This window comes from Pseudomonas sp. 15C, assembly GCF_055484735.1.
The window spans coordinates 78,339-103,994 of sequence record NZ_JBUDGD010000001.1 but is presented as its reverse complement, the minus strand read 5'-3'; the positions used below and the strand labels follow the sequence as shown (position 1 = coordinate 103,994).

Sequence of the window (25,656 nt, the reverse complement as noted above, 5' to 3'; positions counted from 1 at the left end):
GGATGGCATATGAAACGGCATCATGTCGCAGACAAGTGGCGTTCATGCGTAGATAGATGGTGGTTGTGCCGGCCTCATCGCGAGCAGGCTCACTCCTACAGTATCCGAGGTGAGCTTGAAACCTGTGATCGACATCAATCCCCTGTAGGAGTGAGCCTGCTCGCGATGGCCGCGCCTCAGGACTTCAGTCGAACATGAACAGCGCGTCGTTGCTGAACTGCGCTTCGAACCGTCCCGCCGGCATCGGCCGGCCAAACAGATAGCCTTGCACCTCGTCGCAACCGTGCTCGCGCAGGAAGTCCAGTTGCTCGTGGGTTTCCACGCCCTCGGCGATTACCGCCAGGTTCAGGCTGTGGGCCATGGCGATGATCGCCCGGGCGATTTGCGCGTCCTGTTCACCCGAGGGCAGGCCATCGACGAAGGTGCGGTCGATTTTCAGCACATCGATCGGGAACTGCTTGAGGTAGTTGAGCGATGAATAACCGGTACCGAAGTCGTCAACGGCGATGCTCAGGCCAAGATTTTTCAGGCCAGCGAGAATCTGCATCGCCTCGCTGACTTCGCGCATCAGGATACTTTCGGTCAGTTCCAGCTCCAGACACGCCGGCGGCAGGCCGGTTTCGCGCAGGATCGTGGCGATGCGCGTGCCGAGCTGGCCGTCGGAGAACTGCCGCGCCGAGATGTTCACCGACACCTTGGGCACGCGCACCCGTTGCTGGTGCCAGGTTTTCAACTGGCGGCAGGCTTCGCTGATCACCCAGTCGCCCACATCGACCACCAGCCCGAGTTCTTCCAGCACCGGTATGAAATCCCCCGGCGGCACCAGTCCGCGACGCGGATGGCGCCAGCGCAGCAGCGCTTCGGCGCCGGTCAGGCGTTTGCCGTCGCCGCTGAACTGCGGCTGGTAATACAGGACGAATTCGTTCTGCTCCAGCGCGTGGCGCAAGTCGCTTTCCAGCTCCAGACGCTCCAGCGCACTGGCGTTCATGTCGGCCTGGTAGAACTGGAAGTTGTTCTTGCCGCGCTCCTTGGCGTGGTACATCGCCGTGTCGGCGTTCTTCATCAACTGGCTGAGCTCGTTGCCGTCCTGCGGACTGAGGGCGATGCCGATACTCGCGGTGACAAAGAACTCGCGCCCTTCGAGGACGAACGGCCGCACCAGACTGCCAAGGATCTGCTCGGCGACGTGAATCGCCCGGTTCAGCGCCAGTTCGCGGCTGGAACGATGCTGCAACAGCAGGGTGAATTCATCGCCGCCCATGCGCGCCACGGTGTCGTCTTCACCGACGCAGGCCAGCAGGCGCGTGGCCATGTCCTTGAGCATGCGATCGCCAGCGGCGTGGCCGAGGGAGTCATTGATTGGCTTGAACCGGTCAAGATCGAGGAACATCAGCACCACCCACGACTTCTGCCGTTCAGCCGCTTGCAGCGCGGTGTGCAGGCGATCCTGAAACAGCGTGCGATTGGGCAGATGGGTCAGGGCGTCGTAGTAGGCGAGGCGGTGAATCCGCTGTTCGCTGGCCTTGCGCTCGCTGATGTCGCTGAAGAAACACACGTAACTGGCCAGATCGCCCTCGTCGTCGAGCACCGCCGTAATCCCGACCCACGCCGGGTAGTGCTCGCCGTTACGGCGTTTCATCCAGACTTCGCCTTCCCAGGTGCTGTGCTCGTGCAGTTGCTTGAGCACGTAGCGCAGGTGCGCGTCCTGCTGTTCGTCGACGGTGAGCATGTTCGGCAACTGGTCGAGCACTTCGCCCACCGCGTAGCCACTGACGCGGCTGAACGCTTCGTTGGCCTGGACGATGTAACCGGCCGGGTCGGTGATCAGGATCGCCGAGGTCGAGTGCTCGAATACCGTCGCGGCCATGCGCAGGTCTTTTTCGGCGCGGCGCTGCTGGCTGATGTCGCGGCCGACGCCGAGCACCCCTTCGAAGGCGCCATGTTCGTCCCAGACCAGCACCAGGCGCAACTCGATCGGGATCTTGCGGCCATCGGCGCGCAGACAGTCGAACAGAAACAGTTGCGTCTGCACCTGACTGCGCAGCAGGGCCAGTTGTTCGGGCTTGTCCAGGGCTTTGCTGACGCGGTCCATCAGGGCGTAGATGCCGTTCAGTTGCCCGGGATTGGCGATGGTCGATTGCCAGCCGTTCTGGAAAATCCACTCGGCGTTATATCCCAGCACCGCTTGCACCGACGGGCTCACATAGTTCAGCGAGAGTTTGCTGTCGGTGGAGAAGATCACGTCGCTGATGCTTTCGGCGAGCATCCGGTAACGCTGCTCGCTGTCGCGCAGGGATTCGCTGGCCTCGATCTGCTCGGTGATGTCCTTGGCCACGCCGATGATTCGGGTGACCTGATCGTGTTTGTCCCGCGCCAGTGCCTGTTCGCGAATGTCGAAGCGCCGCCACTTGCCGTCGCGATGACGGAAACGCAACTGGCACTGCAGCAACTGGCTGTAACCGGCGTGGCGCTGCAGCTGCCGCGAGCGATGGTAGTGGTCGGCATCTTCCGGATGCAGCAGGATTTCCCAGAAGTATTCGCCCATCTGATGCAGTTCGCTGCGGTTGTAGCCCAGCGTCTGGCCGAGGTGATGGTTGCTGAAAATCATCCGCTGGCTGATCACATCCTGCACATACAGATGGTCCGGCACGGTGCGCACCACATCCGACCAGAAACCCTCGCGCTCGAGCAGCGACAGTTCGATCAGCTTGCGGCTGGTGATGTCGTTGATGCTGAGGATCACCGCTTTGTAGTCGTCTTGCTCGTTGGGCAGGCGCAGCACCATCCACAGATGCTGGTCGCGACCGTTGCCGTCCGGCAGTTTGATTTCCAGTTCCAGTTGATCCTGTTGCAGCAAAACCGCATCGAGAATTTGCTGGCCGATGACGCAGTGCTGATGCGGTTGGCCGGCGATCAGCAATTGCCATGCGTGCTCGCAGGAATTGACATTGAGCAGTTGCAGCGCGACCTGATTGACCTCAGTGACGCGCAATTCCTGAAGCAACTGTTGGCATTGCTGCGGCTGGTCGAGCCAGGCCTTGAGCTGGTCGCTGCTCTGGATCTGCGCCTTGGCGAACGCCTGCTTGAGGCCCGACAGATCGAGCACGCAGAGGGCCACGCCGGTGCCTTCGAAAATGTCCTGATAGCGGCGGCGCCCTTCATGCAGTTGGCGCTGACGCCGACGCATGTTCAGCAGCGCGATCACCGGCAGCATGGAAAACGCCAGGCCCAGCAGGCATTTGCCGATGAACGCCGGCAACAATTCTTCGAGCACCCGCTGGCGGTCGAACAGGCCGCGCAACTGCCAGTCGCTGCTGCTCAGCGGCACGGTCAGCACGGTGTTGGCCAGGTCGTCCGGGGTCAGTACGCCGGGTTTGGTCGACGGCTGCGCTTTGTCGCGGCTGATGATCTGATGGTTGACGCGGTTTTCTACCAGCCACAGCGGACGCAGGCCGGCTTCACCCTGTTTGGTCAGTGAATCGAAAAACGTCGGGGTCAGGCGCAGCGCCCAATAACCACGCGTGCTGCCGCTGGCCTGATGCAGCAACAGGTGCACCACTGAGCCATCGTCGGCGTTGCTGAAATAATGTGCCTGGGCGCGGCTGCGCCGGACCAGTTCGGTGAGGTAGTCGGCGTCGTCGCTGTTCGCGGCGCTGTCGCTGATGATCCGCCCGGATGGGCTGAGCAAGGCCATGCTGCGCAGATCGGGTAGCGATTGCTGGAGCTTGCGCAGCAGCGCCTGCTGTTCGTCGGCTGATTGCGGCTGTTCGACGATCGGTAGCAGATTGAGGGCGATTTGCGCGTTCAGCGCCATATTCAGGCTGACCTGGGCGGCGAGGTCGGCGGTGTAGTCGATAGTGTACTGGCGCTGGTTTTTCTGGGTTTCGCGCAGTTGGTCGAGCAGTTGCCAGAACAAAAGCGCCAGCAATAAAAGCACGAGCGTCGCCAGCGCTCCCTTCAATGTGCCGCGCAGGGACGAGCCGGGCGCCGCTGGGGTGCTGCTCACAGAAGCTGGCGGAGTGACGTTGGACAAGCTGTGATCCTGCGGATTGGCTGGACTGGCGCGACGTGCACTATAAGCCGGACGCCCAAAGGGCGGCTAGCATGCCTTGAGTCGTGGCGAAGTGCCAGCCCCTCGCGGCTGGACTGCCTGTGAGCATTCAGGTAGCTTTGCCGGTTAGACCGGGGGCGGTCCAGCCCCTACAATCAGACTTTTTCCTGCGCGCACGCATTGATCGATCAAGTGAACGACGCGCACCGGTCTGGCCAGGCATCGCCTGTGCTCCAATCATTCATCTGTCACTGACCCAAGGTTCTCCATGGCTCAATACGTCTTCACCATGCATCGGCTGGGCAAAGTTGTACCGCCGAAGCGGGAAATCCTCAAAAACATTTCGTTGTCCTTCTTCCCCGGCGCCAAGATCGGCGTGCTCGGCCTTAACGGTTCGGGCAAGTCCACGCTGCTGAAAATCATGGCCGGCGTCGACACCGAGTTCGAAGGTGAAGCGCGTCCGATGCCGGACCTGAACATCGGTTACCTGCCGCAAGAGCCGCAACTCGATCCGACCAAGACTGTGCGCGAAGTGGTCGAAGAAGCGGTGAGCGTGATCAAGGATGCGCAAGCGCGTCTGGACGAGGTCTACGCCGCTTACGCCGACCCGGATGCCGACTTCGACAAACTGGCCGCCGAGCAGGCCAAGCTTGAAGCGATCCTGCAGGCCAGCGATGGTCATAACCTGGAGCGCCAACTGGAAGTCGCCGCCGATGCACTGCGTCTGCCCGCCTGGGATGCGAAAGTCGAACACCTGTCCGGTGGTGAAAAGCGTCGTGTGGCCCTGTGCCGTCTGCTGCTGTCCGCGCCGGACATGCTGCTGCTCGACGAACCGACCAACCACCTGGATGCCGATTCCGTGGCCTGGCTGGAGCATTTCCTCCACGACTTCCCGGGCACTGTGGTTGCGATCACGCACGACCGTTACTTCCTCGACAACGTCGCCGGCTGGATTCTGGAACTCGACCGCGGCGCGGGCATTCCTTACGAGGGCAACTATTCGGGTTGGCTTGAAGCCAAGTCCGATCGTCTGGCCGCTGAATCCAAGCAGCAGTCGGCCCACGAAAAAGCCATGAAGGAAGAACTGGAGTGGGTGCGCAAAGGCGCGAAAGCCCGCCAGTCGAAATCCAAGGCCCGTCTGCAACGCTTCGAAGAAATGCAATCGCAGGAATTCCAGAAGCGCAGCGAAACCAACGAGATCTACATCCCGGCCGGTCCGCGTCTGGGCGACAAGGTCATCGAATTCAAGAACGTCACCAAGGGCTACGGCGATCGCGTCCTGATCGACAACCTGTCGTTCTCGATGCCCAAGGGCGCCATTGTCGGCGTGATCGGTGGTAACGGTGCCGGTAAGTCGACCCTGTTCCGCATGCTGATGGGCAAGGAAACCCCGGATTCCGGCACCATCGAAGTCGGCGAAACCGTACAACTGGCCTGCGTTGACCAGAGCCGCGAAGACCTCGACGGCAGCAAGACCGTGTTTCAGCAGATCTCCGACGGTTCCGACCAGATCCGCATCGGCAACTACGAGATTCCGTCGCGTACCTATGTCGGTCGCTTCAACTTCAAGGGTGGCGATCAGCAGAAGTTCGTCAAGGACCTGTCCGGTGGTGAGCGCGGTCGTCTGCACCTGGCGCTGACCCTGAAGGAGGGCGGCAACGTCCTGCTGCTCGACGAACCGTCCAACGACCTCGACGTGGAAACCCTGCGTTCGCTGGAAGAAGCGCTGCTGGACTTCCCGGGCGCCGCCATTGTGATCTCTCACGATCGCTGGTTCCTTGACCGTGTCGCCACGCACATCCTGGCGTACGAAGACGACTCGCAAGCGGTGTTCTTCGAAGGCAACTACACCGAGTACGAAGCCGATCGCAAAAAGCGCCTCGGCGAAGCAGCGGCCCAGCCACATCGGGTACGCCACAAGAAACTGGCCTGATTCGAGTCGGTTGCATGTAAGAGCGGAGCCTTCGGGCTCCGTTTTTTTTCCTTGTTTTTTTTCAGCGGGACCGAGGTGGATTCATCGCTGGCAAGCCAGCTCCCACAGGGATTGTGTGATGTCCGGATTGTGTGAACGCCGCTAAAACTGTGGGAGCTGGCTTGCCAGCGATGGCGATGTAGCTGCTGGTGCATGATCTGAATCTGTTCTCACCATTCAGGTGCAAGACTAGTCAGAAATCAGGGCTGATTTATATCCTGTGCACCATTTAATTTCATAACTGCGACATTTTGCTCTGTTCGTGTGCGCAATCGGTTTGTTACAGTCCGGCCCAATCTCCTCCAACGACAATAAATTTGCCGAGACTTTTTCCATGACCGAATCCGTCGAATCCTTCCTCTCGCGCCTGAAAAAACGCGACCCCGATCAACCTGAATTTCATCAGGCTGTCGAAGAAGTGCTGCGCAGTCTGTGGCCATTTCTCGAAGCCAACCCGCGTTACCTGACCTCGGGGATTCTCGAGCGTATCTGCGAGCCGGAGCGTGCGGTGGTGTTTCGGGTGTCGTGGGTCGACGATCAGGGCAAGATTCAGGTCAACCGCGGTTTCCGCATCCAGATGAACAGCGCCATCGGCCCCTACAAGGGCGGTCTGCGTTTTCATCCGTCGGTGAACATGGGCGTGCTGAAGTTCCTCGCCTTCGAACAGACTTTCAAGAACTCGCTGACATCGCTGCCGATGGGCGGCGGCAAGGGCGGTTCGGACTTCGATCCAAAGGGCAAAAGCGACGCCGAGGTCATGCGCTTCTGTCAGGCATTCATGAGCGAGTTGTATCGCCACATCGGTGCGGATGTGGACGTGCCGGCCGGTGACATTGGCGTGGGAGCCCGCGAAATTGGTTTCCTGTTCGGCCAGTACAAACGCCTGAGCAACCAGTTCACCAGCGTCCTGACCGGCAAAGGCATGACGTACGGCGGCAGCCTGATTCGCCCGGAGGCCACCGGTTTCGGTTGCGTGTACTTCGCCGAAGAAATGCTCAAGCGCCGCGGGCAAGGTGTCGAGGGCAAGCGCGTGGCGATTTCAGGTTCCGGCAACGTTGCGCAATACGCTGCGCGCAAAGTGATGGATCTGGGCGGCAAGGTGATTTCTCTTTCCGATTCCGAAGGCACGCTGTTCTGCGAAGCCGGCCTGAGTGAAGAGCAATGGCTGGCGCTGCTGGAGCTGAAAAACGTCAAACGCGGGCGCATCAGCGAACTGGCGGCCGCATTCGGCCTGGAGTTCCGCGCCGGGCAGTTGCCGTGGTCGCTGCCGTGCGACATTGCGCTGCCCTGCGCCACACAGAACGAGCTCGACGCCGAAGCGGCGCGCACGCTGTTGCGCAATGGCTGTGGATGCGTGGCCGAGGGCGCGAACATGCCGACCACGCTGGAGGCTGTGGATATCTTTATCGAGGCGGGCATTCTATTCGCCCCGGGCAAGGCGTCCAACGCCGGTGGCGTCGCGGTGAGTGGTCTGGAGATGTCGCAGAACGCCATGCGCCTGCTGTGGACGGCCGGCGAGGTCGACAGCAAGCTGCACGCGATCATGCAGTCGATCCACCACGCTTGCGTGCATTACGGCGAGGACAACGGCCAGGTCAATTACGTCAAAGGCGCGAACATCGCCGGCTTCGTCAAAGTCGCCGATGCGATGTTGGCGCAGGGCGTGGTTTAAGCCGGTTCGATGCGGATCACTTCAATCACCTGATCACCGGCGGGGCGCTGCCACAGCACCTCATCGTTGAGCCGTGCGCCCAGCAGCGCCCGGCCCAGCGGCGAGGCCCAATTGATCAGCCCCTGACTCGCGTCGGCCTGATCCTCGCCGACCAGTTGCACGCGGTGTTCGGTGTCATGCTCGTCGGCGTAGGTCACCCAGCTGCCGATCTGCACTTTGTCGGTGGACGTCGCGGCGACGGCCACTTGTGCGCTGCTCAGGCGTTGATTGAAGTAACGCAGATCCCTTTGCAGATCCGCCAGACGCTGCTTGTCGGCCTGCTCACCCTTGGCCGATTGTTCGGCATGCAGGGCTTGCAGCTCGGCGACTTTCGCCTGCAACTGCGCCAGACCTTGCGGCGTCACGTAATTGGGCTGCGTGCTGACCTGCCGCTCGACCGGCTGATCGGCTTGTGCGGCGGCGTTGTCCTCGTTGACGAATGCGCGACTCATGGTGTCCTCCTCTAAAGGATTAGGGCCATGCTCGCCGGCATTTGGTTTCACTGGATGTCTGCAAGCGACCTATTGCGAGCGATAGGCCCGCCCGATGTCCTGGTCTTTCTGTTGCTGCCAGGCGCGTTCGCGTTCGTCCCAATGTTCGTTGCGATAGTCTTCGCGGCTCTTGTTTTCCAGCATCGCCTGGCATTGGCGAAAGCCGTCGACCCAGCCTTCGGCGTATTGCTGGTCCTTGAGATAGCGCGGCACGTTCTTGCGAAACTCGCCGCTGATCGAACCAGCGGCTTGCCGGCCGCTGACGCAACCGTCATCGAAACCGTCGGCGAAGGCCGGTGGATAACCCTTGGCAATCAGATCCTCATGGGTCGACTGACAACCGCCCAGCACCAGCAACACGCCCAGCAAACCCGCACACCGCCACATTGCACTCTCCCGCGCCGATACTCGGCTCATAAGGAAAGTCTAGAAGGGGATTCATGAGGCGGCTGTCGAAGGCCTGTGAAAAATCCATTGCACACCACAAAGCCCCTGTAGGAGTGAGCCTGCTCGCGATGGCGGTGTGTCAGTCACAGCAGCACTGACAGACGAATTGCTATCGCGAGCAGGCTCACTCCTACAAGGGGATATGTTCGAAGTCAGTAGTGATACCACTTCACTTCGAGCATGACTTCGGTCTCGGGCGTGGCGAGATGGCTGAATTCACGCTGCGCACTCAAGCGCAAACCGAGGTTGCGCGACAGCTCCCACTGCTGATTGAGGCTCAGACTGCGGCGGACTTCACCGTTGAAGAAGTAATCGCCCTTGGCCTCCAGACTGAGGTTGCCCAGCGGGTTTTTCCACAACACACCGGTATTGAAACCGCCGGCCGGGGACACGAACTCGGCGAAGTCATTGTTGTGTTCCACGCGCACGGTGCCGAGTGCAAAGCCCAGCACATCCTCGCCCAACTGCCATGTACCACCGCCACCGCCGTTGACGTGGCTGACCAGCGTCTCGTCATCATGCTTGCCCGGTACCCGCTCAAGGCCACCGGTGACTTGCCATGACAATGGCTGCAGCAGCTCATTGCGCGGTGTCAGCGAACGAATGGTCGCCAGATCCAGTTGCTGCAATTGCCAATCGTTGCCTTCGTACTGGCGCAGCTTCAGTTGCAGGATCTCGATCTGTGCGCCGAGCGGGAAGCTTTCGGCGTTGTCATTGAGATCGTGATAGGCCATGCGCAAGCCGTACTCGCCGAACGCACGATCACCGCGCGTGCCGAGGCCGGCCTGCCAGGTACGAGACTCATGGCCATCTTCGGGCAGACCCGGTTGCGGAATGTTCAGCTCCGGAGCCGGATTCTTGTTGATCGCCCGCAGCAGTTCGAAGCTGCGCTGCGCCCGTTGCGGATCACGTTCCTGGCCGTTGGCGCGGTAGCGCTCCAGGCGATAGGCCGCATCAACGATCAGCGCCTGACGGTCGCGGCGCAGCGCCTTGAATGTCGGCTCTTGCAACACCTCTTGATCGGCACTGACTTTCAGTACCCATTGCTGTTCGTCATCGCTCAGCGGCTCGGCGCGGCTGAGCAATTCGCGCTCGCGAGACGGGCGATATTCGATGTGCTCGACCAGCCCGGCCTCTTTCACCGCTTTGACGGTGTCGGTGGGGATGGCAGTCAGCGGGAATTGCTCGGTCAGGCGCAGGCTCGGCCGCGCGACTTGCAGCAACTCGAGCAAGCGATAGGAGCAGTTTTCGTCGAAGAAGAAATAATCGAACTGGATCTGCTTCAGCTCCCAGACATGCTCGACCATGCGCGCGGTTTCTTCCTGCGTCAGGTTCAACCGGTATTCCCACAGGTCGCGGTTTTCCAGGCTGCGGTATTCGGAGAGTTTTTCCTGATACGGCACCAGCGCGAACAGCCCCGGATAGCCGCCCATCAAGCCTTTCCAGGCATAGAGAATGCTGTTGTCGGAGCCTTCGATATAGGCGCCGAAGTTGATCGCGTAGCTGAGCAGCGAAGTCTTGTCGGCCTGTACATCGGCCTGATCGATGCGCAACAGGGTGTGGCCGAACATCGACGAAGGACTGTTGAGGTAGGCGGCCGGGAAAATCATTACCGCGCTGTGCGGCGAGACGTCCTTGAACCATTTCTTGTACTCGGCGCACTCCGGCGTCGGCAGATCGTTGAGGTTGAGCTGCGCTTTCAGCCAGCGCGTGCGCGCCGGGTATACACATTGTGCGTGTTGTTCGCCGAGACTGGCCGGGGCGTACAGCGCCTGCACGGTGGCGGCCAGTTCGCGGTCCGGATGCTCGTTGCCATCGGCAGCGAGAAAGAACTTCTTGTCGCTGACATAGCTGCGCCAGCCGCCGAGCTTGGCGGTTTCGTAATGACCGAGGGAAATCCAGAAGCGGTCGTTGGCCAGTTGCTGCAAACGTTGAGGGTCGATGTGAGGCGCGGCGGACAGCGGGGCGCAGACACAGAGCGCCAGCCAGGCAAGGCGTTTGAGCATAGTCGGCAACTTGAACAGGAAAGAAATAAAAGACCCAAGGAAGGGCGGGCCAAAAAAACAAAACCCGCTTCCCGAAGGAAGCGGGCGGGGTCGAGCTTAAGCCTGGGTTGCGTACTTGGCCAGACGTGGGTCCGATTTCAGTACCGCCAGGGTGTTGGTATGCACGTCTTCTGCGGTCACGTCAGCCTTGCTGAAGATCTGCTGGAAGTGCTCGTGAGTGACAGCGGCAAAGTGCGCGCGATCTTCTGGTGCCACGCCCAGTACCACAGCGTAAGTCGTCAGCGCTTCGCCGTTGCCTTTGGCCATGTCTTCGGACAGCTCGTTCATCATGCCATTCATGGCGAACCAGGATTTGCCGCCGTAGGTCAGCGACGCGTTGGTCGAGCAACCGTTGGTACCGGAGGTCATACCGAAAGTAGCGTTACCGGAAGTGCCGTTGGTGGTGGAAGCGAGGAAGTGAGCCGGGGTGCCACGCTGACCTTCGAACAGCATGTTGCCCCAACCGCAATCCGGGCCGCCTGGAGCTTGCGCCATTGCGTTGATGGATACAGCGGTGAAGAGAGTACCGAGAAGAATCCGTTTCATAGCTTTTTTCTCTTTATGTGCATACCAATGGACAGGGTTCTGACTTTCCGGTGCTGCGTGAAACAGAGCCGAATATAGCCAGTGGGCCAGTATTAGTTCCAGCCGCGCAGTTTGGAGTTTAGGCACGTTCCGAGGGTTCCGTGGTTTTTTACAAAATATTTGGAATAAACCCCGGTTTTACGGGACGCGCCGCCGGGCTGGTCGGTTGTCTATGCTTTGTCATGTGGCGCGCCTTGCCAGTGGGGCACGGGCAGCGCCAGAATGCCGCTATCTGCCCCGCCCGATTGTTAAGGAAGCCCGATGCCTGATCCTGTTGCTGCCAGCTTGCGTCTCGCGCCCGAAGCGCTGACCCGTCCGTTTTCCGCTGAACAGTTCAGCTTCACTACCACCAATGATCTGGAGCCCTTTCGCGGTGTGCTCGGCCAGGAACGCGCGGTCGAAGCCTTGCAGTTCGGTGTGGCCATGCCACGCCCCGGTTACAACGTATTCGTCATGGGCGAGCCCGGGACCGGCCGCTTCTCGTTCGTCAAACGCTACCTGAAAGCCGAAGGCAAACGCCTGCAGACCCCGGCGGACTGGGTCTACGTCAACAATTTCGACGAGCCGCGCGAGCCGCGTGCGCTGGAATTGCCATCGGGTACCGCCGGCGCGTTCATCGGTGACATCAACGGCTTGATCGACAACCTGCTGGCGACTTTTCCGGCCGTGTTCGAACACCCGTCCTACCAGCAAAAGAAAAGCGCCATCGACCGCGCCTTCAACCAGCGCTACGACAAGGCCCTCGACATCATCGAGCGCCTGGCCCTGGAAAAAGACGTCGCGCTGTATCGCGACAGCAGCAACATCGCCTTCACCCCCATGCTCGACGGCAAGGCGCTGGACGAAGCCGAATTCGCCCAGTTGCCGGAAGCCGAGCGCGAGCGCTTCCACGATGATATTTCCGGGCTCGAGGAGCGTCTGAACGAAGAACTCGCCAGCCTGCCGCAGTGGAAGCGCGAATCGAACAATCAACTGCGCCAGCTCAACGAAGAAACCATCACCCTGGCCTTGCAGCCGTTGCTGGCGCCGTTGTCGGAGAAGTACGCCGAGAACGCCGCGGTCTGCGGTTATCTGCAAGCGATGCAGGTGTATTTGCTGAAAACCGTGGTCGAGCAACTGGTCGACGACAGCAAGACCGACGCTGTCGCGCGAAAACTGCTCGAAGAGCAATATGCGCCGAGCCTGGTGGTCGGCCATCCGGCCAGCGGCGGTGCGCCAGTGGTTTTCGAGCCACACCCGACTTATGAAAACCTGTTCGGTCGTATCGAATACACCACCGATCAGGGCGCGCTGTACACCACTTATCGGCAGTTGCGCCCGGGCGCTTTGCACCGCGCCAACGGCGGTTTTCTGATTCTCGAAGCGGAAAAAATGCTCAGCGAGCCGTTCGTGTGGGATGCGCTCAAGCGCGCGCTGCAATCGCGCAAACTGAAAATGGAATCGCCGCTGGGCGAGATGGGCCGTTTCGCCACGGTGACCCTGAACCCGCAGCACATTCCGCTGCAGGTCAAAGTCATCATCATTGGCGCGCGGCAGCTGTACTACACGCTGCAGGACCTCGATCCGGACTTCCAGGAAATGTTCCGCGTACTGGTCGACTTCGACGAAGACATCCCGATGGTCGACGAGAGCCTGGAACAGTTCGCCCAGTTGCTGAAAACCCGCACTTCGGAAGAAGGCATGGCGCCGCTCACCGCTGATGCGGTGGCGCGTCTGGCGACCTACAGTGCGCGGCTGGCCGAACACCAGGGGCGCTTGTCGGCGCGCATCGGCGATCTGTTTCAACTGGTCAGCGAGGCGGACTTCATCCGTCATCTGGCCGGCGATGAAATGACCGATGCCGGGCACATCGAGCGAGCCCTGAAAGCCAAGGCCACCCGCACCGGCCGGGTGTCGGCGCGGATTCTCGACGACATGCTCGCCGGCATCATCCTGATCGACACCGATGGCGCGGCAGTCGGCAAGTGCAACGGGCTGACCGTGCTTGAAGTCGGCGACTCGGCGTTCGGCGTGCCGGCGCGGATTTCTGCCACGGTGTACCCGGGCGGCAGCGGCATTGTCGACATCGAGCGGGAGGTCAATCTCGGTCAGCCGATCCACTCCAAGGGCGTGATGATTCTCACCGGCTATCTGGGCAGCCGTTACGCGCAGGAATTCCCGCTGGCGATTTCCGCGAGCATCGCGCTGGAGCAATCCTACGGTTACGTCGATGGCGACAGTGCGTCGCTGGGCGAAGCCTGCACGCTGATTTCGGCGCTGTCGAAAACCCCGCTCAAGCAGTGCTTTGCGATCACCGGTTCGATCAACCAGTTCGGTGAAGTGCAGGCGGTCGGCGGGGTCAACGAGAAGATCGAAGGCTTCTTCCGCCTCTGCGAAGCGCGCGGACTGACCGGCGAGCAGGGCGCGATCATTCCGCAGGCCAACGTCGCCACGCTGATGCTCGACGAAAAAGTCCTCGCGGCGGTGCGAGCCGGACAGTTCCACGTTTACGCGGTGCGCCAGGCGGACGAAGCGTTGAGTCTGCTGGTCGGCGAACCGGCGGGTGAGCCGAATGAGGATGGGCAATTCCCGGAAGGCAGCATCAACGCACGAGTGGTGGAGCGTCTGCGTGATATTGCCGAGATGATCAGCGAAGAGGATCTCAAAGAAGCCGAGAAGGAACTGGCGCAGGAGGCACTGGCCGAAGCCAAGCCCGCTTAAGCCTCAGCACGGTAAAAAACTGTGGGAGCCAGCCTGCTGGCGATGCGATATGTCACTCAGCCAATGTGCTGGCTGAACCACCGCCATCGCTAGCAGGTTAGCTCCCACAGTGCTTTTTCAGCATTAGGATTTGCAGCGATCTTCGGCAAATGTGTCACGACTCTGACGTCAATATTCACACAATGACCATTCGGCGCCTTCTGGTTCCATTCGGCTTGCGAAGGACACTTTTCTTCTATTCTCAGGTCAAGGATATCGACAGTATCACTGGATCGAGCCAGTCCTCCTGTGGGGGCTGAATACCGGCTTTATCGAGGGTCGCCGCCATGTCGCGCAACCTCTGCCTTACCCGTCAATGCCTGGGTCTCGTGACCCGGATCGAATGCGCCGTCAAGCCGCTGGCCGGCGATAACGGCATGTGGACATTGCTCTTCGCCGCCGGCATGGCGGGCGAACAACCTTCTGCGATCAAGGCCCAAGGCCCGTTTCACGGCCCGGTGGCGGCCGAGTCGATACTCGACACGATCGTCGAAAGCCTGACCTTGCATGGTTATGAACTGGCCGACGATCCGCAGATATGGAGTCTGCATTTGCAGGCCCAGCTGCGCCAGATCAACGGCGGTCGTGGGCGCAGCCTCAACAGCTAAGGCGCGGTTGGTGGCAATGGCGCCTTGTCGAGCTTGACCTCGAAACCGTATTGCACGGTGCTGAGGTCGGTTCGCTGATAGGTCTCCACGTGCGTCGGACGACCATAGAAATAATGCACGCCGAACAGCGCCGGGCCCTCTGCACTGGCGTCATGGCTGACCGAGAGAATCTGCTTCAGGTAATGACCGCTGTCGTCCTTGGCGAAGAAACGCCATTCGTTGGGCGAGAACAGTTTCAGGTCGACCACCAGTGTGTTGTCCTTGATCTCCAGGCCCTTGGGCAAGGACCTGGCGTCGTATGTCTGCTTGTTCACCGTGGCGAGAAACAGCGGCATCGAGCCGACCGCAATCGCCGGTGTCTCCGGGAACAGATTGAGGTCGTAGGTGATGGTCGCTTGTAACGGGTCCACCTGATACGCCTCGGGCGGCAGTTCGATCGGTTCGTCGAGCTTGCCGCCACGCTTCTCGGTAAAGAAGGTCACCGGGCTGACGCCGGGATTGAGTTCGTCACCGAGCATTTCATCATTGAAGGTGCGGCGGTGCGAGAACTCGATGCGCGCGGCACTCGGCTCCTCCACCGATTGATGAATGCGCACGCCGGCCTTCAGTTGCTCCTCGGTCAGCGTTGCGCCTTTGAGCCAGTTGGCGGCCAGATCGTCGTAAACCACCACCGGCAGGTCCAGCGGCTGCACGGCTTTGGCCGTGGTATGCGGGTTGAAGGTGCGAACCGGCAGGTTCAGGTCTTTGCGCGTGACCGTCGCCGAGGAAAAGTCCAGCACGCTGACTTCCAGCGTTTCGATCGGGCCGTGGAAATACACCTTGTTGTAGCGACGCGGATGCTCCTTCTCGAACGCTTGCTGGTCGTCGCTGAGCTGTTTTTCCAGGCTGTCGCTCCAGGTCTTCTGCTGCTGCAATTGCGCCAGTTGTTTTTGGTAAAACGCCACCTGTTCCGGGCTTTCATTGATCGACCCGGCGCGCACCAGGTATTGCCCACTGGCGTCGCGGGCCTGGACGATCAGCGGATTGAGGCGAGTCTCGGCCACTTCTGCGGCCAGCGGCAGGCTGTTGCTGACTTCGACCTCGGCGTAGTTGTTTTCAAGCTTCAGCAATTTGACGCTGAGGTTGTCGTTGCTGCGGGTCTGGCCGACGTCTTTCTGCGTCAGGTCGAAACTGTACAGGCGCCGCGGCGCGATGACTTCGACCTGGCCTTGCAGGCTGACCGGTTGCGGCAGGGTTTTCTTGTCGACGTTCAAGCCGTCGATGAACGGGTAGGTCACGGTCAGGTCGTCGGGGTTGGTGACGTTGGAGCTGGACGGGCTGAGCTGGATGCCGGGATCGGTTTCCGACCATTCCGGCTGCCAGGCGATCACGCGTTGGTTGCTCAGTGTCACCGAACGCCATTCGATGGCATGCGGGAACAGGAAACCGCCGGGGATGTTCAGGTTGAAGGGGAAGACCGGCTGCAGGTCGGTGAGGTAATCGGAACTGGCATCCTTGTGCAGCACGAACAGGCCGTTGATGAACGTATCGACCAGTGCCTGCGGGGTAGGGTAGTGCTTGAGCACGGCGAGAGCGTCTTCGCCGTACTCGGTATGCGGTGCGAGGTCGTCGAGCTTGAGGCGGGCGCGATCGAGCAACAGCAGCGAGCCGCCGAGTTCAGTGATGGCGTCCTTGAGCTTCGGATCGATGATCGCGTCCAGCGACTGTTCGAAGGTGGCGGTCTTTTCGTCAAGGTTGACGACGCGTTTTTCATCGCCGGGCGAGCAACCGCTGATCAGCAAGGCAAGGCAAATTCCGGCGGTCGTCAGCGGCAATCGCACATCCATTTCCACGCGTCCTGTCTACGGTCACTGGGCTGTCAATGCTTTGGACACTAGCAGAAAACAAATGACACACACACGCAGGTCGCGGATTTTCGGACGGTTTCTGGCTGTCACAGGTGACTGCTATACTCGCCGCCATTTCCAGCCCCCTTGTGTGAGATTCAATGGAACGCTTTATCGAAAATGCAATGTACGCCACGCGCTGGCTGCTGGCGCCGATCTACATCGGCCTGTCCCTTGGCTTGCTGGCGCTGGCATTGAAGTTCTTCCAGGAAATCGTGCATATCCTGCCCAACGTCTTCGCCATGGCCGAGTCGGAACTGATTCTGGTGCTGCTGTCGCTGATCGACATGGCGCTGGTCGGCGGTCTGCTGGTAATGGTGATGATTTCCGGCTACGAGAATTTCGTCTCGCAACTGGACATCGACGAAGGCAAGGAAAAGCTCAGCTGGCTCGGCACCATGGACTCTTCATCGCTGAAGATGAAAGTCGCAGCGTCGATCGTGGCGATCTCCTCGATCCATCTGCTGCGCATCTTCATGGATGCCAAGAACGTCGATCCCGAGCACCTGATGTGGTACGTGATCATTCACATGACCTTTGTGATCTCGGCGTTCGCCATGGGTTACCTGGACAAGGTCACCAAGCACTGATCAAGCACTGATCAACCATTGATCAAGGCATAAAAGAGCCGCCCGTCTGTTGTGAAACAGACGGGCGGCTTCGTTTGTTGCTTGTGCTTTGCGCCGCTGAGGCCTATCCCTGTAGCTTCTGGCTCGCCACTGCTTGAGGTGTTCGATGAACCTGCAAGAGCTGAACGCGTTCGCCATCGCCGGCAAGGTCGATGAGTTGAATCTGATTTCCATGGAGGGCGGGATCTATCTGCTGGAAGCGCGTATGCATGGGGCTGCTCATCCGTTGCATGATCCTCTGGGCAAAACCCTGACTCTTCGTTCCGTCGAGCACGCGCGGGACATGCTGCATGCTTTTCCGGTATTGCCGTTCAATCTGGTGCACACCTCGGTGCACGATGAAATGTGCGGTTTGGGCGGTGGCATCAATGAAAGCCTGAAAGTGCCGCTCGCCTGGGGCTCGGCCCTGTAGGACCGGCACCCCACGTTCGGGGCATCTGTGCTAGTCTGCTCGCCCTTTTGGTTCCGGGCGCGCCGGGACGCGCTGTGCTCGCACGGCACGTCTTGTGGCCGTCCGCACAGCGGAGCAGTGTCATGTCCGAAGTAAATCTGTCCACCGACGAAACCCGCGTCAGCTACGGCATTGGCCGTCAGCTGGGTGACCAGCTGCGCGACAACCCGCCACCGGGCGTCAGCCTGGACGCGATTCTGGCTGGCCTGACCGACGCGTTTGCCGGCAAGGAAAGCCGTGTGGGTCAGGAAGAGATGTCCGCCAGCTTCAAGGTGATCCGCGAAATCATGCAGGCCGAAGCGGCTGCCAAGGCTGAAGCGGCTGCTGGTGAAGGCCTGGCTTTCCTGGCGGAAAACGCCAAACGTGACGGCATCACCACGCTGGCTTCCGGCCTGCAGTTCGAAGTGCTGACCCAGGGCGAAGGCGCCAAGCCGACCCGTGAAGACCAGGTGCGCACGCACTACCACGGCACGCTGATCGACGGCACCGTGTTCGATAGCTCCTACGAGCGCGGCCAGCCTGCAGAATTCCCGGTCGGCGGCGTGATTGCCGGCTGGACCGAAGCGCTGCAACTGATGAATGCCGGCAGCAAATGGCGCCTGTACGTGCCAAGCGAACTGGCTTACGGCGCTCAAGGCGTTGGCAGCATCCCGCCGCACAGCGTTCTGGTGTTCGACGTCGAGCTGCTGGACGTTCTGTAATTCCGGGCCTGCCTTCGTGGCGGGCTAACTAATGTAGGAGTGAGCCTGCTCGCGATTGCGTCCTGTCAGTAGTTGACTGGCTATCTGACACACCGCTATCGCGAGCAGGCTCACTCCTACAGTTTTTACCGCGTTTCATATTTCGATCTTGTTGTGAAGTTCACTGCTGGGGCGCAACGCCCGGGCATAGCAGAACAGGAACAGGTTGCGCACCAGCTCCTTGAGCACCAGCGGCTCGCTGGAATTGAGGCTGCTGACGTCCAGATCGCCTTGATCCTGCAGCTCATGCAACGCTTCTTCTTCAAGCACCGCACAGACTTCGCCGGTTTCCCGATGGAGGATTCTGAGGTAGGGGTGCGGGCGATCCAGCCAGGCGTCGATCAAATAAGTCATGGGTCGTTTCTCCTTGAAAGGTTTCAATGAGAATAATTCTTATTCATCAAATAGCAAGTGCCTATTGGCGGATGATGATCTTTGTGTGGGAGCGAGCCTGCTCGCGAAGGGGCAAATAAAGGATTCTTTGAGGCGCAGCGCAGAGGGCGAAGCTCCATCCCACGGCTGGCGCAGGATGGATGACGCAAGGCTCAGACTTTTCTGACGAACTCGGATTTGAGTTTCATCGGACCGATGCCGTCAATCTTGCAATCGATGTCGTGGTCGCCATCGCACAGGCGGATGTTCTTGACCTTGGTGCCGACCTTGACGACCAGGGAGGTGCCCTTGACCTTGAGGTCCTTGATCACGGTGATGGTGTCGCCGTCCTGCAGGACGTTGCCGACCGAATCTTTCTTCACGTCATCCGTGGACGCCACTTCGGCTTCGCCGCCGGCAGACCACTCGTGGGCGCACTCAGGGCAGACCAGTTGCGTACCGTCTTTGTAGGTGTATTCGGAATTGCATTTCGGGCAGGGTGGCAACGTGCTCACTAAGGTTCCTTGGGTATCAGGAGGATAAAAGGGCGCACATTGTATAGGGTTTTAGCCGAAGGAGGGGATAACGCAGAAACAACTGTGGGAGCGAGCAGGCTCGCTCCCACCAAGGGCAGAATCAGTGCGTGCGGGCGACCGCAAACTCGCTCAGTTCCACCAGCGCATCGCGGTATTCGCTGGCCGGCAATGCTTCGAGGCAAGTAATCGCACGGGCCACGTAATCGCGGGCCAGTTGCGCGGTGTACTCCAGCGAACCGGAAGCTTCCACGGCGATGCGGATGCTTTCCAGGTCTTCGATCCCGCCTTTCTGGATCGCCTGGCGCACCAGTGCAGCCTGTTCCGGCGTGCCTTCGCGCATGGTGTAGATCAACGGCAGGGTTGGCTTGCCTTCGGCCAGATCGTCACCGACGTTCTTGCCCAGGGTTTCCGCGTCGCCCTTGTAGTCGAGCAGGTCATCGACCAGCTGGAAGGCCACACCCAAGTGATCGCCGAAGGTGCGCAGGGCTTCGCTCTGCTCGGCGGTAGCACCGGCCAGTGCGGCGGCGCTATGGGTCGAGGCTTCGAAGAGCATCGCAGTCTTGCCGCGGATGACTTCCATGTAGGTTTCTTCGGTGGTGCTGGCGTCACGCACCTTGGACAGTTGCAACACTTCGCCCTCGGCGATAATGCGCGTGGCCTGGGACAGGATCTTCATGACCGGCATCGAACCCAGTTCGACCATCATTTCGAACGAGCGCGAATACAGGAAATCGCCGACCAGCACGCTCGGGGCGTTGCCCCACATGGCGTTGGCGGTCGAACGGCCACGGCGCATGCCGGACATGTCGACCACGTCGTCATGCAGCAGGGTCGCGGTGTGCAGGAATTCGATGGTGGCGGCCAGCAGACGCATGTCGTCGCCTTCGCGACCCAGGGCCTTGCCACACAGCAACACTAATAAAGGACGCAGACGCTTGCCGCCAGCCGAGGTGATGTAATCGCCGATTTTCGATACCAGCGGTACTCGGGAAGTCAGCTGCTTCTTGATGATGCCGTCGACGGCGCTAAAATCGTCCGCCACCGCGCGGTAGAAAGCTTGGGGTTGCATCAGCGAGAGTCGCTCCAGAAGGGTTGCGCGGCATGCTAGGACCCCCGTCCAGACCTGTCAAGGCGCGATGGACGGCTACTTGCAAGCCTGCTGCGGCTTGCGTACAATCGCGCACCCTGAACTTCCTGGGCAGCACCTGCCTTACGCAATTGCACTTGGGCCGTTCCAGCCCCATGCAGCCATGCCAGCCAATACCTCTTCTTATAAAGAGCTGGGTGAGCAGGATTATCGGAGAAATACCATGTACGCAGTAATCGTTACCGGCGGTAAGCAATACAAGGTCGCTGAAGGTGAATACCTGAAGATCGAAAAACTGGAAATCGCTACTGGCGAATCCGTGACTTTTGATCGCGTTCTGCTGGTCGCCAACGGCGACGACGTGAACATCGGCGCACCAGTTGTTGCTGGCGCAACCGTCAAGGCTGAAGTGATCTCCCAAGGTCGTCACGATAAAGTCCGCATCATCAAGTTCCGTCGTCGTAAGCACCACATGAAGCGTATGGGCCACCGCCAGTGGTTCACCGAGATCAAAATCACCGGTATTCAGGCTTAATTACAGCCTAATTCCTCACTAGGAGAATTGAACTCATGGCACACAAAAAAGCTGGTGGTAGTACCCGTAACGGTCGCGACTCAGAAGCCAAACGCCTTGGCGTGAAGATGTATGGCGGCCAGGTCATCAAGGCCGGCAACATCATCGTGCGTCAGCGCGGCACCCAATTCCACGCTGGCTACGGCGTTGGCATGGGTAAGGATCACACTCTCTTCGCTAAAATCGAAGGCGTGATCAAGTTCGAAGTAAAGGGCGCCTTCGGTCGTCGTTACGTGAGCGTAATCGCGGCTTAATCGCGAGATCGCTGGAGAAGCCCTGTCTTGCGACGGGGCTTTTTCGTTTGTGGGGTGAGTCTCTTGCAAAGCTGTTTGTATGGGCTGTCGGCGTGCGATGCAGGTCGTGTCTTGGGGTCGCTGCGCTCATTTTTGCAAGAGTCTTATGTCTTGATTGTTTTTCGGCTCGTCCGTACGGCGAGAGGCGTTGGTTATGAAGTTTGTTGATGAAGTATCGATTCGCGTAAAGGCTGGTGATGGCGGTAATGGCGCCATGAGTTTCCGTCGGGAAAAGTTCATCGAGAACGGTGGTCCGAACGGAGGTGATGGCGGTGATGGCGGTTCCATCTACATGATGGCCGACGAAAACCTCAACACCCTGGTCGACTACCGTTACACCCGGCACTTCGATGCCGAGCGTGGCTCCAACGGCGGCAGCACCGACTGCACCGGCAAGAAGGGCGAGGACCTGATCCTGCGCGTGCCGGTCGGCACCACGGTGATCGACTCCGCCACCCAGGAAGTCATCGGCGACCTGACCAAGGCCGGTCAGAAACTGATGGTGGTGCAGGGCGGCTGGCACGGTCTGGGCAACACCCGTTTCAAATCCAGTACCAACCGTGCGCCGCGCCAGACTACGCCGGGCAAGCCGGGCGAGCAGCGTGACCTGAAGCTGGAAATGAAAGTGCTGGCCGACGTCGGTCTGCTGGGCTTGCCGAACGCTGGTAAAAGTACCTTTATCCGTTCGGTCTCGGCCGCCAAGCCGAAAGTCGCCGATTACCCGTTCACCACGCTGGTGCCGAACCTTGGTGTGGTCAGCGTCGATCGCTGGAAGAGCTTCGTCGTTGCCGACATTCCGGGGCTGATCGAAGGCGCTTCCGACGGTGCCGGTCTGGGCATTCGCTTCCTCAAGCACCTGGCGCGCACGCGTTTGCTGCTGCACCTCGTCGACATGGCGCCGCTGGATGACTCCAGTGCTCCGGACGCGGCTGAAGTGATCGTCAACGAGCTGATCAAGTTCAGCCCGTCGCTGGCCGAGCGTGACCGCTGGCTGGTGCTGAACAAGTGCGACCAGATCCTTGAAGAAGAGCACGACGCTCGCGTCAAGGAAATCGTCGACCGCCTCGAGTGGACCGGTCCGGTGTACGTGATCTCGGCGATCGCCAAGATCGGTACCGAGCGTCTGTGCCACGACATCATGCGTTACATGGAAGATCGTGCCGATCGCCTGGCCAATGACCCGGCCTACAAGGAAGAGCTGGCCGATCTCGATCAGCGCATCGAAGACGAAGCGCGTGCGCAGTTGCAGGCGCTGGATGACAAGCGTGCGCTGCGTCGCAGTGGCGTGAAGTCGGTCCATGACATTGGCGACGATGACTGGGACGAAGAAGATGTGGATGACGAAGACGGTCCGGAAATCATTTACGTGCGTGACTGATTCGTTGCAGTAAACTTAAGCGCCGCTCAATCGAGCGGCGTTTTGGTATCTGGAAATCGATCGTTGGTCAGCAATCGCCACGATTAACGTCATGGGTGGTGTCAGGTCGTGCTGCCCTCAAGCTAAGGTTGAAGATGATGCGGAGCAAGGTGACAGGTGCGCAGCGTTGGGTCGTGAAGATCGGCAGCGCTTTGCTGACAGCGGATGGCAAAGGGCTCGATCGCGCGGCAATGAGTGTCTGGGTCGAACAGATGGTGGCCTTGCATGAGGCTGGCGTCGAGTTGGTGCTGGTGTCCTCCGGGGCGGTAGCGGCCGGCATGAGTCGTTTGGGCTGGACGGCGCGACCCAGTGCGATGCACGAGCTTCAGGCGGCCGCGGCAATCGGTCAGATGGGCTTGGTGCAGGCGTGGGAATCGAGCTTTGCCGAGCATGGCCGGCACACCGCGCAGATCCTCCTGACTCACGATGACCTGTCCGACCGCAAGCGCTATCTCAATGCCCGCAGCACTTTGCGCGCGCTGGTCGAGCTGAAAGTCATCCCGGTGATCAACGAAAACGACACCGTGGTCACTGACGAAATCCGTTTCGGCGACAACGACACGCTGGCGGCGCTGGTGGCCAATCTGGTCGAAGCGGATCTGCTGGTGATCCTCACTGATCGCGACGGCATGTTTGACGCCGATCCGCGCAACAACCCCGATGCGCAGATGATCTTCGAGGCGCGCGCCGATGATCCGAGCCTCGACGCGGTAGCGGGCGGCACCGGTGGTGCGCTGGGGCGTGGCGGCATGCAGACCAAGTTGCGCGCGGCGCGTCTGGCGGCGCGTTCCGGTGCGCACACGATCATTGTCGGTGGGCGACTGGAGCGAGTGCTTGATCGCCTGAAAGCCGGCGAGCGCATCGGCACCTTGCTCTCGCCTGAGCGCGGCATGCTCGCAGCACGCAAGCAGTGGCTGGCCGGGCACCTGCAAACCCGTGGCACCCTGGTGCTGGATGATGGTGCGGTCTCAGCGCTGTCGCAAGGCAACAAGAGTCTGCTGCCGGTGGGCGTCAAACTGGTGCAAGGCAGCTTTCGTCGCGGTGAGATGGTGGTTTGCGTGGCGCCGGACGGTCGTGAGATCGCCCGTGGCCTGGCCAACTACAGCGCGCTGGAAGCACAAAAAATCATCGGTCAGTCGTCGGATGCGATTGTCGGTTTGCTCGGTTACATGGCGGAGCCGGAACTGGTTCACCGTGACAACCTGATTCTGGTTTAAGGAAAACTCGATGCGCGTAGCAAAAGGATTGTTGGGTCTGCTGATGGCGCTGCCATTGCTGGCCTCGGCCGAAGAAATCGGTCAGGTGTCGACGGTGTTCAAGTTCGTCGGTCCGAACGACCGCATTGTGGTCGAGGCCTTTGATGATCCGAAGGTCGAGGGCGTGACCTGCTACCTGTCGCGCGCCAAGACTGGCGGTGTGAAGGGCGGTCTGGGTCTGGCCGAGGATCGCGCGGAAGCGTCGATCGCCTGTCGCCAGGTGGGGCCGATCAAGTTCAAGGGTGAGCTGAAGGATGGCGACGAGGTGTTCAAGGAGCGCACCTCGCTGGTGTTCAAGACCATGCAGGTGGTGCGTTTCCTCGACAAGAAGCGCAACACACTGGTGTACCTGGTCTACAGCGATCGCTTGATCGAGGGCAGTCCGCAGAATGCCGTGACCGCGATTCCGATCCTGCCGTGGGTGCCGGTCCAGCAGTAAGCGCTGCAAGCCCAAACGATGTGCGAGCCGGTCCGGCAGTTTTTTGCAGGCCGGCTCGCTGCATTCTGGCGTTTGGATTTGGGCCATTGCAGCCTGAAGCGCTCAGCGCTGATCGCGGCGCATCTCTGCCCATTCGATCAATGCCTGGATTGACGGCCCAAGCGCGTGACCGATGGGCGTGAGCTGATATTCCACCCTGGGTGGCACCTGCGGGTACACCGTGCGCAGCACAATGCCGTCCTTTTCCAGTTGCTTGAGCTGCTGGATCAGCATTTTCTGGTTGATCCCTTCGATCAGCTTCTCCAGATCCGAGAAGCGCAGCGCGCCCTTTGCCGCGAACAGCTGGCAGAGGATGATGATTTTCCATTTCCCCTCCAGTACGCGAAGCGTCTCAGTCGTTGCCTCGGCCCAGATCTTTCGATTTTGCGGGTCTTCGCAGTTCCACTCTCGGTCCATTTCTTCCTCGCAGGTGAGTTACCCACCTTTTGGTCGGTACTTACCATTATCACACCAGCCCCCTAACATCGGTGCAGCTAATCATTGAAGGGGGGTTTGAATCATGAAAATCGGCATCATCGGCACCGGCAATATTGGCGGTGTTCTCGCGCGCAAGCTCAAGGCTGCCGGGCATGAGGTCCGTGTGGCGAACTCTAGAGGCGTTGACGGCGTGCGTGCGTTTGCTGAAGAAATCGGCGTGGAACCTGCGGATATTCGAGGGGCGGTAGACGGGGTGGAGGTGATCGTGTTGTCGATACCGCTGCCGGCGTTGAGTGCGTTACCTGCTGATCTGTTTGCTTCTGTGCCACCCGGCGTCCCGATCGTGGATACCAGTAATTACTACCCCGGCTTGCGCGATCCGAAGATTGAGGAGATCGATCAGGGAGTGACGGAAAGCATCTGGGTCACCCGGCAGATCGGGCGTGCAGTGATCAAGGCTTTCAACAACCTGCTGGCCTATACCTTGGCTGAGCTGGGTCGTGCGCAAGGTACTGAGGGTCGTCTGGCAGCGGCCGTAGCAGGGGATGACCAAAAGGCCAAAGAGACGGTCATGTCTTTGGTGGATCAGGTTGGTTTTGATCCGGTGGATGGCGGTACGCTTGACGAGTCCTGGCGGCAGCAGCCGTGCACGCCTTGCTATTGCTGTGACTACGACGCGCAAACCATGCGCCGGGCTCTGGCGTTGGCGGTCAAGGGGCGGGCGCCAGCCATACGCGATGAGTTGCCCCGGCACTTCCAATTGCTCGGTCCGAACCCAGGCCATGACGACGTCGTGGCCATGAATCGTTCTTTCAATCCGCTGGATTGACGTTAATCGGTGCGTGGCGGC

General features: G+C 60.1%; 23 protein-coding genes. 13 read left to right on the top strand and 10 right to left on the bottom strand.

Annotation, left to right across the window (positions count from 1 at the left end):
* Positions 1–184: 184 nt before the first annotated feature.
* Positions 185–4,033 (bottom strand): cyclic di-GMP receptor MorA, encoded by a 3,849-nt coding sequence (gene morA, locus ACYYKW_RS00505; protein WP_464989181.1) that lies wholly within the window; start codon positions 4,031–4,033, stop codon positions 185–187.
* A 286-nt stretch (positions 4,034–4,319) separates the two neighbouring features.
* Between morA and ettA the strand changes: the two genes are divergently transcribed.
* Positions 4,320–5,984 (top strand): energy-dependent translational throttle protein EttA, encoded by a 1,665-nt coding sequence (ettA, locus tag ACYYKW_RS00500; protein WP_003228391.1) that lies wholly within the window; start codon positions 4,320–4,322, stop codon positions 5,982–5,984.
* A gap of 373 nt (positions 5,985–6,357) precedes the next feature.
* The gene (gene gdhA, locus ACYYKW_RS00495; protein ID WP_464989180.1) at positions 6,358–7,695 is read left to right on the top strand and encodes an NADP-specific glutamate dehydrogenase; all 1,338 of its coding nucleotides are present in this window, start codon (positions 6,358–6,360) and stop codon (positions 7,693–7,695) included.
* Here gdhA and ACYYKW_RS00490 read toward each other — a convergent pair.
* The 4 genes from ACYYKW_RS00490 to ACYYKW_RS00475 all read right to left on the bottom strand — a co-directional run bounded on the left by ACYYKW_RS00490 (position 7,692) and on the right by ACYYKW_RS00475 (position 11,263).
* Complete coding sequence (locus ACYYKW_RS00490; protein ID WP_206415638.1) at positions 7,692–8,186, bottom strand: GreA/GreB family elongation factor; 495 nt, start codon at positions 8,184–8,186, stop codon at positions 7,692–7,694. The two genes, gdhA and ACYYKW_RS00490, sit on opposite strands and share 4 nt — an antisense overlap.
* A 69-nt stretch (positions 8,187–8,255) precedes the next feature.
* The gene (locus tag ACYYKW_RS00485; RefSeq protein ID WP_464989179.1) at positions 8,256–8,612 is read right to left on the bottom strand and encodes a hypothetical protein; all 357 of its coding nucleotides are present in this window, start codon (positions 8,610–8,612) and stop codon (positions 8,256–8,258) included.
* A gap of 212 nt (positions 8,613–8,824) precedes the next feature.
* Entirely contained in the window at positions 8,825–10,678 is a 1,854-nt protein-coding gene (locus ACYYKW_RS00480) for an Lnb N-terminal periplasmic domain-containing protein (protein WP_464989178.1), read from the bottom strand.
* Between the two features lie 96 nt (positions 10,679–10,774).
* The gene (locus ACYYKW_RS00475) at positions 10,775–11,263 is read right to left on the bottom strand and encodes a DUF3015 domain-containing protein (protein WP_007909797.1); all 489 of its coding nucleotides are present in this window, start codon (positions 11,261–11,263) and stop codon (positions 10,775–10,777) included.
* Between the two features lie 300 nt (positions 11,264–11,563).
* Here ACYYKW_RS00475 and ACYYKW_RS00470 point away from each other — a divergent pair, with 300 nt between their 5' ends.
* Together ACYYKW_RS00470 and ACYYKW_RS00465 are read left to right on the top strand one after the other, a co-directional pair.
* Entirely contained in the window at positions 11,564–14,002 is a 2,439-nt protein-coding gene (locus tag ACYYKW_RS00470) for a Lon protease family protein (protein WP_093098183.1), read from the top strand.
* A 326-nt stretch (positions 14,003–14,328) separates the two neighbouring features.
* A complete protein-coding gene (locus ACYYKW_RS00465; protein ID WP_090286459.1) occupies positions 14,329–14,649 on the top strand; it encodes a PA4575 family protein in 321 nt (106 codons plus the stop codon).
* Here ACYYKW_RS00465 and ACYYKW_RS00460 read toward each other — a convergent pair.
* Entirely contained in the window at positions 14,646–16,475 is a 1,830-nt protein-coding gene (locus tag ACYYKW_RS00460; RefSeq protein ID WP_464989177.1) for a hypothetical protein, read from the bottom strand. The genes ACYYKW_RS00465 and ACYYKW_RS00460 overlap by 4 nt on opposite strands.
* Before the next feature lie 161 nt (positions 16,476–16,636).
* Here ACYYKW_RS00460 and ACYYKW_RS00455 point away from each other — a divergent pair, with 161 nt between their 5' ends.
* The 3 genes from ACYYKW_RS00455 to ACYYKW_RS00445 all read left to right on the top strand — a co-directional run bounded on the left by ACYYKW_RS00455 (position 16,637) and on the right by ACYYKW_RS00445 (position 18,316).
* Positions 16,637–17,125: a TIGR00645 family protein gene (locus ACYYKW_RS00455; RefSeq protein ID WP_090286455.1), complete on the top strand. Its 489-nt coding sequence runs from the start codon at positions 16,637–16,639 to the stop codon at positions 17,123–17,125.
* A gap of 145 nt (positions 17,126–17,270) precedes the next feature.
* Complete coding sequence (locus tag ACYYKW_RS00450) at positions 17,271–17,576, top strand: DUF6482 family protein (RefSeq protein ID WP_464989176.1); 306 nt, start codon at positions 17,271–17,273, stop codon at positions 17,574–17,576.
* 122 nt (positions 17,577–17,698) lie between these two features.
* Positions 17,699–18,316 carry an FKBP-type peptidyl-prolyl cis-trans isomerase gene (locus ACYYKW_RS00445; RefSeq protein WP_008078561.1) on the top strand — a complete coding sequence of 206 codons (618 nt, stop codon included), beginning with the start codon at positions 17,699–17,701 and terminating at the stop codon, positions 18,314–18,316.
* A gap of 135 nt (positions 18,317–18,451) precedes the next feature.
* Here the strand turns inward: ACYYKW_RS00445 and ACYYKW_RS00440 are convergent, their stop codons facing one another.
* The 3 genes from ACYYKW_RS00440 to ACYYKW_RS00430 all read right to left on the bottom strand — a co-directional run bounded on the left by ACYYKW_RS00440 (position 18,452) and on the right by ACYYKW_RS00430 (position 20,332).
* Entirely contained in the window at positions 18,452–18,709 is a 258-nt protein-coding gene (locus ACYYKW_RS00440; RefSeq protein WP_093098189.1) for a PA4570 family protein, read from the bottom strand.
* A 191-nt stretch (positions 18,710–18,900) separates the two neighbouring features.
* Positions 18,901–19,242 (bottom strand): zinc ribbon domain-containing protein YjdM, encoded by a 342-nt coding sequence (locus ACYYKW_RS00435; RefSeq protein ID WP_464989175.1) that lies wholly within the window; start codon positions 19,240–19,242, stop codon positions 18,901–18,903.
* A gap of 121 nt (positions 19,243–19,363) precedes the next feature.
* Complete coding sequence (locus ACYYKW_RS00430) at positions 19,364–20,332, bottom strand: polyprenyl synthetase family protein (RefSeq protein ID WP_090286445.1); 969 nt, start codon at positions 20,330–20,332, stop codon at positions 19,364–19,366.
* Positions 20,333–20,573: 241 nt separating this feature from the next.
* Here ACYYKW_RS00430 and rplU point away from each other — a divergent pair, with 241 nt between their 5' ends.
* The 5 genes from rplU to ACYYKW_RS00405 all read left to right on the top strand — a co-directional run bounded on the left by rplU (position 20,574) and on the right by ACYYKW_RS00405 (position 24,329).
* The gene (gene rplU / locus ACYYKW_RS00425; protein WP_007924746.1) at positions 20,574–20,885 is read left to right on the top strand and encodes a 50S ribosomal protein L21; all 312 of its coding nucleotides are present in this window, start codon (positions 20,574–20,576) and stop codon (positions 20,883–20,885) included.
* Between the two features lie 35 nt (positions 20,886–20,920).
* On the top strand, positions 20,921–21,178 hold the full coding sequence (gene rpmA / locus ACYYKW_RS00420) for a 50S ribosomal protein L27 (RefSeq protein ID WP_016773121.1): 258 nt from the start codon (positions 20,921–20,923) through the stop codon (positions 21,176–21,178).
* A 193-nt stretch (positions 21,179–21,371) separates the two neighbouring features.
* The gene (gene cgtA / locus ACYYKW_RS00415) at positions 21,372–22,595 is read left to right on the top strand and encodes an Obg family GTPase CgtA (RefSeq protein WP_090286443.1); all 1,224 of its coding nucleotides are present in this window, start codon (positions 21,372–21,374) and stop codon (positions 22,593–22,595) included.
* A gap of 137 nt (positions 22,596–22,732) precedes the next feature.
* On the top strand, positions 22,733–23,851 hold the full coding sequence (proB, locus tag ACYYKW_RS00410) for a glutamate 5-kinase (protein ID WP_090286441.1): 1,119 nt from the start codon (positions 22,733–22,735) through the stop codon (positions 23,849–23,851).
* Between the two features lie 10 nt (positions 23,852–23,861).
* A complete protein-coding gene (locus ACYYKW_RS00405) occupies positions 23,862–24,329 on the top strand; it encodes a CreA family protein (protein WP_166216509.1) in 468 nt (155 codons plus the stop codon).
* Positions 24,330–24,431: 102 nt separating this feature from the next.
* On the opposite strand, the gene ACYYKW_RS00400 is transcribed toward ACYYKW_RS00405, so the two are convergent.
* Positions 24,432–24,785 (bottom strand): winged helix-turn-helix transcriptional regulator, encoded by a 354-nt coding sequence (locus tag ACYYKW_RS00400; protein WP_093098193.1) that lies wholly within the window; start codon positions 24,783–24,785, stop codon positions 24,432–24,434.
* Between the two features lie 103 nt (positions 24,786–24,888).
* On the opposite strand from ACYYKW_RS00400, the gene ACYYKW_RS00395 reads away from it, so the two are divergent.
* On the top strand, positions 24,889–25,635 hold the full coding sequence (locus ACYYKW_RS00395; RefSeq protein WP_464989174.1) for an NADPH-dependent F420 reductase: 747 nt from the start codon (positions 24,889–24,891) through the stop codon (positions 25,633–25,635).
* The last annotated feature ends 21 nt before the right edge of the window (positions 25,636–25,656 follow it).

Coding starts and splice junctions, on each gene's coding strand:
- ACYYKW_RS00460 (WP_464989177.1), bottom strand. CDS start 16,475: ATGGATGTGCGATTGCCGCTGACGACCGCCGGAATTTGCCTTGCCTTG.
- ACYYKW_RS00490 (WP_206415638.1), bottom strand. CDS start 8,186: ATGAGTCGCGCATTCGTCAACGAGGACAACGCCGCCGCACAAGCCGAT.
- ACYYKW_RS00465 (WP_090286459.1), top strand. CDS start 14,329: ATGTCGCGCAACCTCTGCCTTACCCGTCAATGCCTGGGTCTCGTGACC.
- ACYYKW_RS00470 (WP_093098183.1), top strand. CDS start 11,564: ATGCCTGATCCTGTTGCTGCCAGCTTGCGTCTCGCGCCCGAAGCGCTG.
- ettA (WP_003228391.1), top strand. CDS start 4,320: ATGGCTCAATACGTCTTCACCATGCATCGGCTGGGCAAAGTTGTACCG.
- ACYYKW_RS00430 (WP_090286445.1), bottom strand. CDS start 20,332: ATGCAACCCCAAGCTTTCTACCGCGCGGTGGCGGACGATTTTAGCGCC.
- rplU (WP_007924746.1), top strand. CDS start 20,574: ATGTACGCAGTAATCGTTACCGGCGGTAAGCAATACAAGGTCGCTGAA.
- gdhA (WP_464989180.1), top strand. CDS start 6,358: ATGACCGAATCCGTCGAATCCTTCCTCTCGCGCCTGAAAAAACGCGAC.
- cgtA (WP_090286443.1), top strand. CDS start 21,372: ATGAAGTTTGTTGATGAAGTATCGATTCGCGTAAAGGCTGGTGATGGC.
- ACYYKW_RS00455 (WP_090286455.1), top strand. CDS start 16,637: ATGGAACGCTTTATCGAAAATGCAATGTACGCCACGCGCTGGCTGCTG.
- ACYYKW_RS00450 (WP_464989176.1), top strand. CDS start 17,271: ATGAACCTGCAAGAGCTGAACGCGTTCGCCATCGCCGGCAAGGTCGAT.
- ACYYKW_RS00445 (WP_008078561.1), top strand. CDS start 17,699: ATGTCCGAAGTAAATCTGTCCACCGACGAAACCCGCGTCAGCTACGGC.
- ACYYKW_RS00395 (WP_464989174.1), top strand. CDS start 24,889: ATGAAAATCGGCATCATCGGCACCGGCAATATTGGCGGTGTTCTCGCG.
- ACYYKW_RS00405 (WP_166216509.1), top strand. CDS start 23,862: ATGCGCGTAGCAAAAGGATTGTTGGGTCTGCTGATGGCGCTGCCATTG.
- rpmA (WP_016773121.1), top strand. CDS start 20,921: ATGGCACACAAAAAAGCTGGTGGTAGTACCCGTAACGGTCGCGACTCA.
- ACYYKW_RS00485 (WP_464989179.1), bottom strand. CDS start 8,612: ATGTGGCGGTGTGCGGGTTTGCTGGGCGTGTTGCTGGTGCTGGGCGGT.
- ACYYKW_RS00475 (WP_007909797.1), bottom strand. CDS start 11,263: ATGAAACGGATTCTTCTCGGTACTCTCTTCACCGCTGTATCCATCAAC.
- proB (WP_090286441.1), top strand. CDS start 22,733: ATGCGGAGCAAGGTGACAGGTGCGCAGCGTTGGGTCGTGAAGATCGGC.
- ACYYKW_RS00400 (WP_093098193.1), bottom strand. CDS start 24,785: ATGGACCGAGAGTGGAACTGCGAAGACCCGCAAAATCGAAAGATCTGG.
- ACYYKW_RS00440 (WP_093098189.1), bottom strand. CDS start 18,709: ATGACTTATTTGATCGACGCCTGGCTGGATCGCCCGCACCCCTACCTC.
- ACYYKW_RS00480 (WP_464989178.1), bottom strand. CDS start 10,678: ATGCTCAAACGCCTTGCCTGGCTGGCGCTCTGTGTCTGCGCCCCGCTG.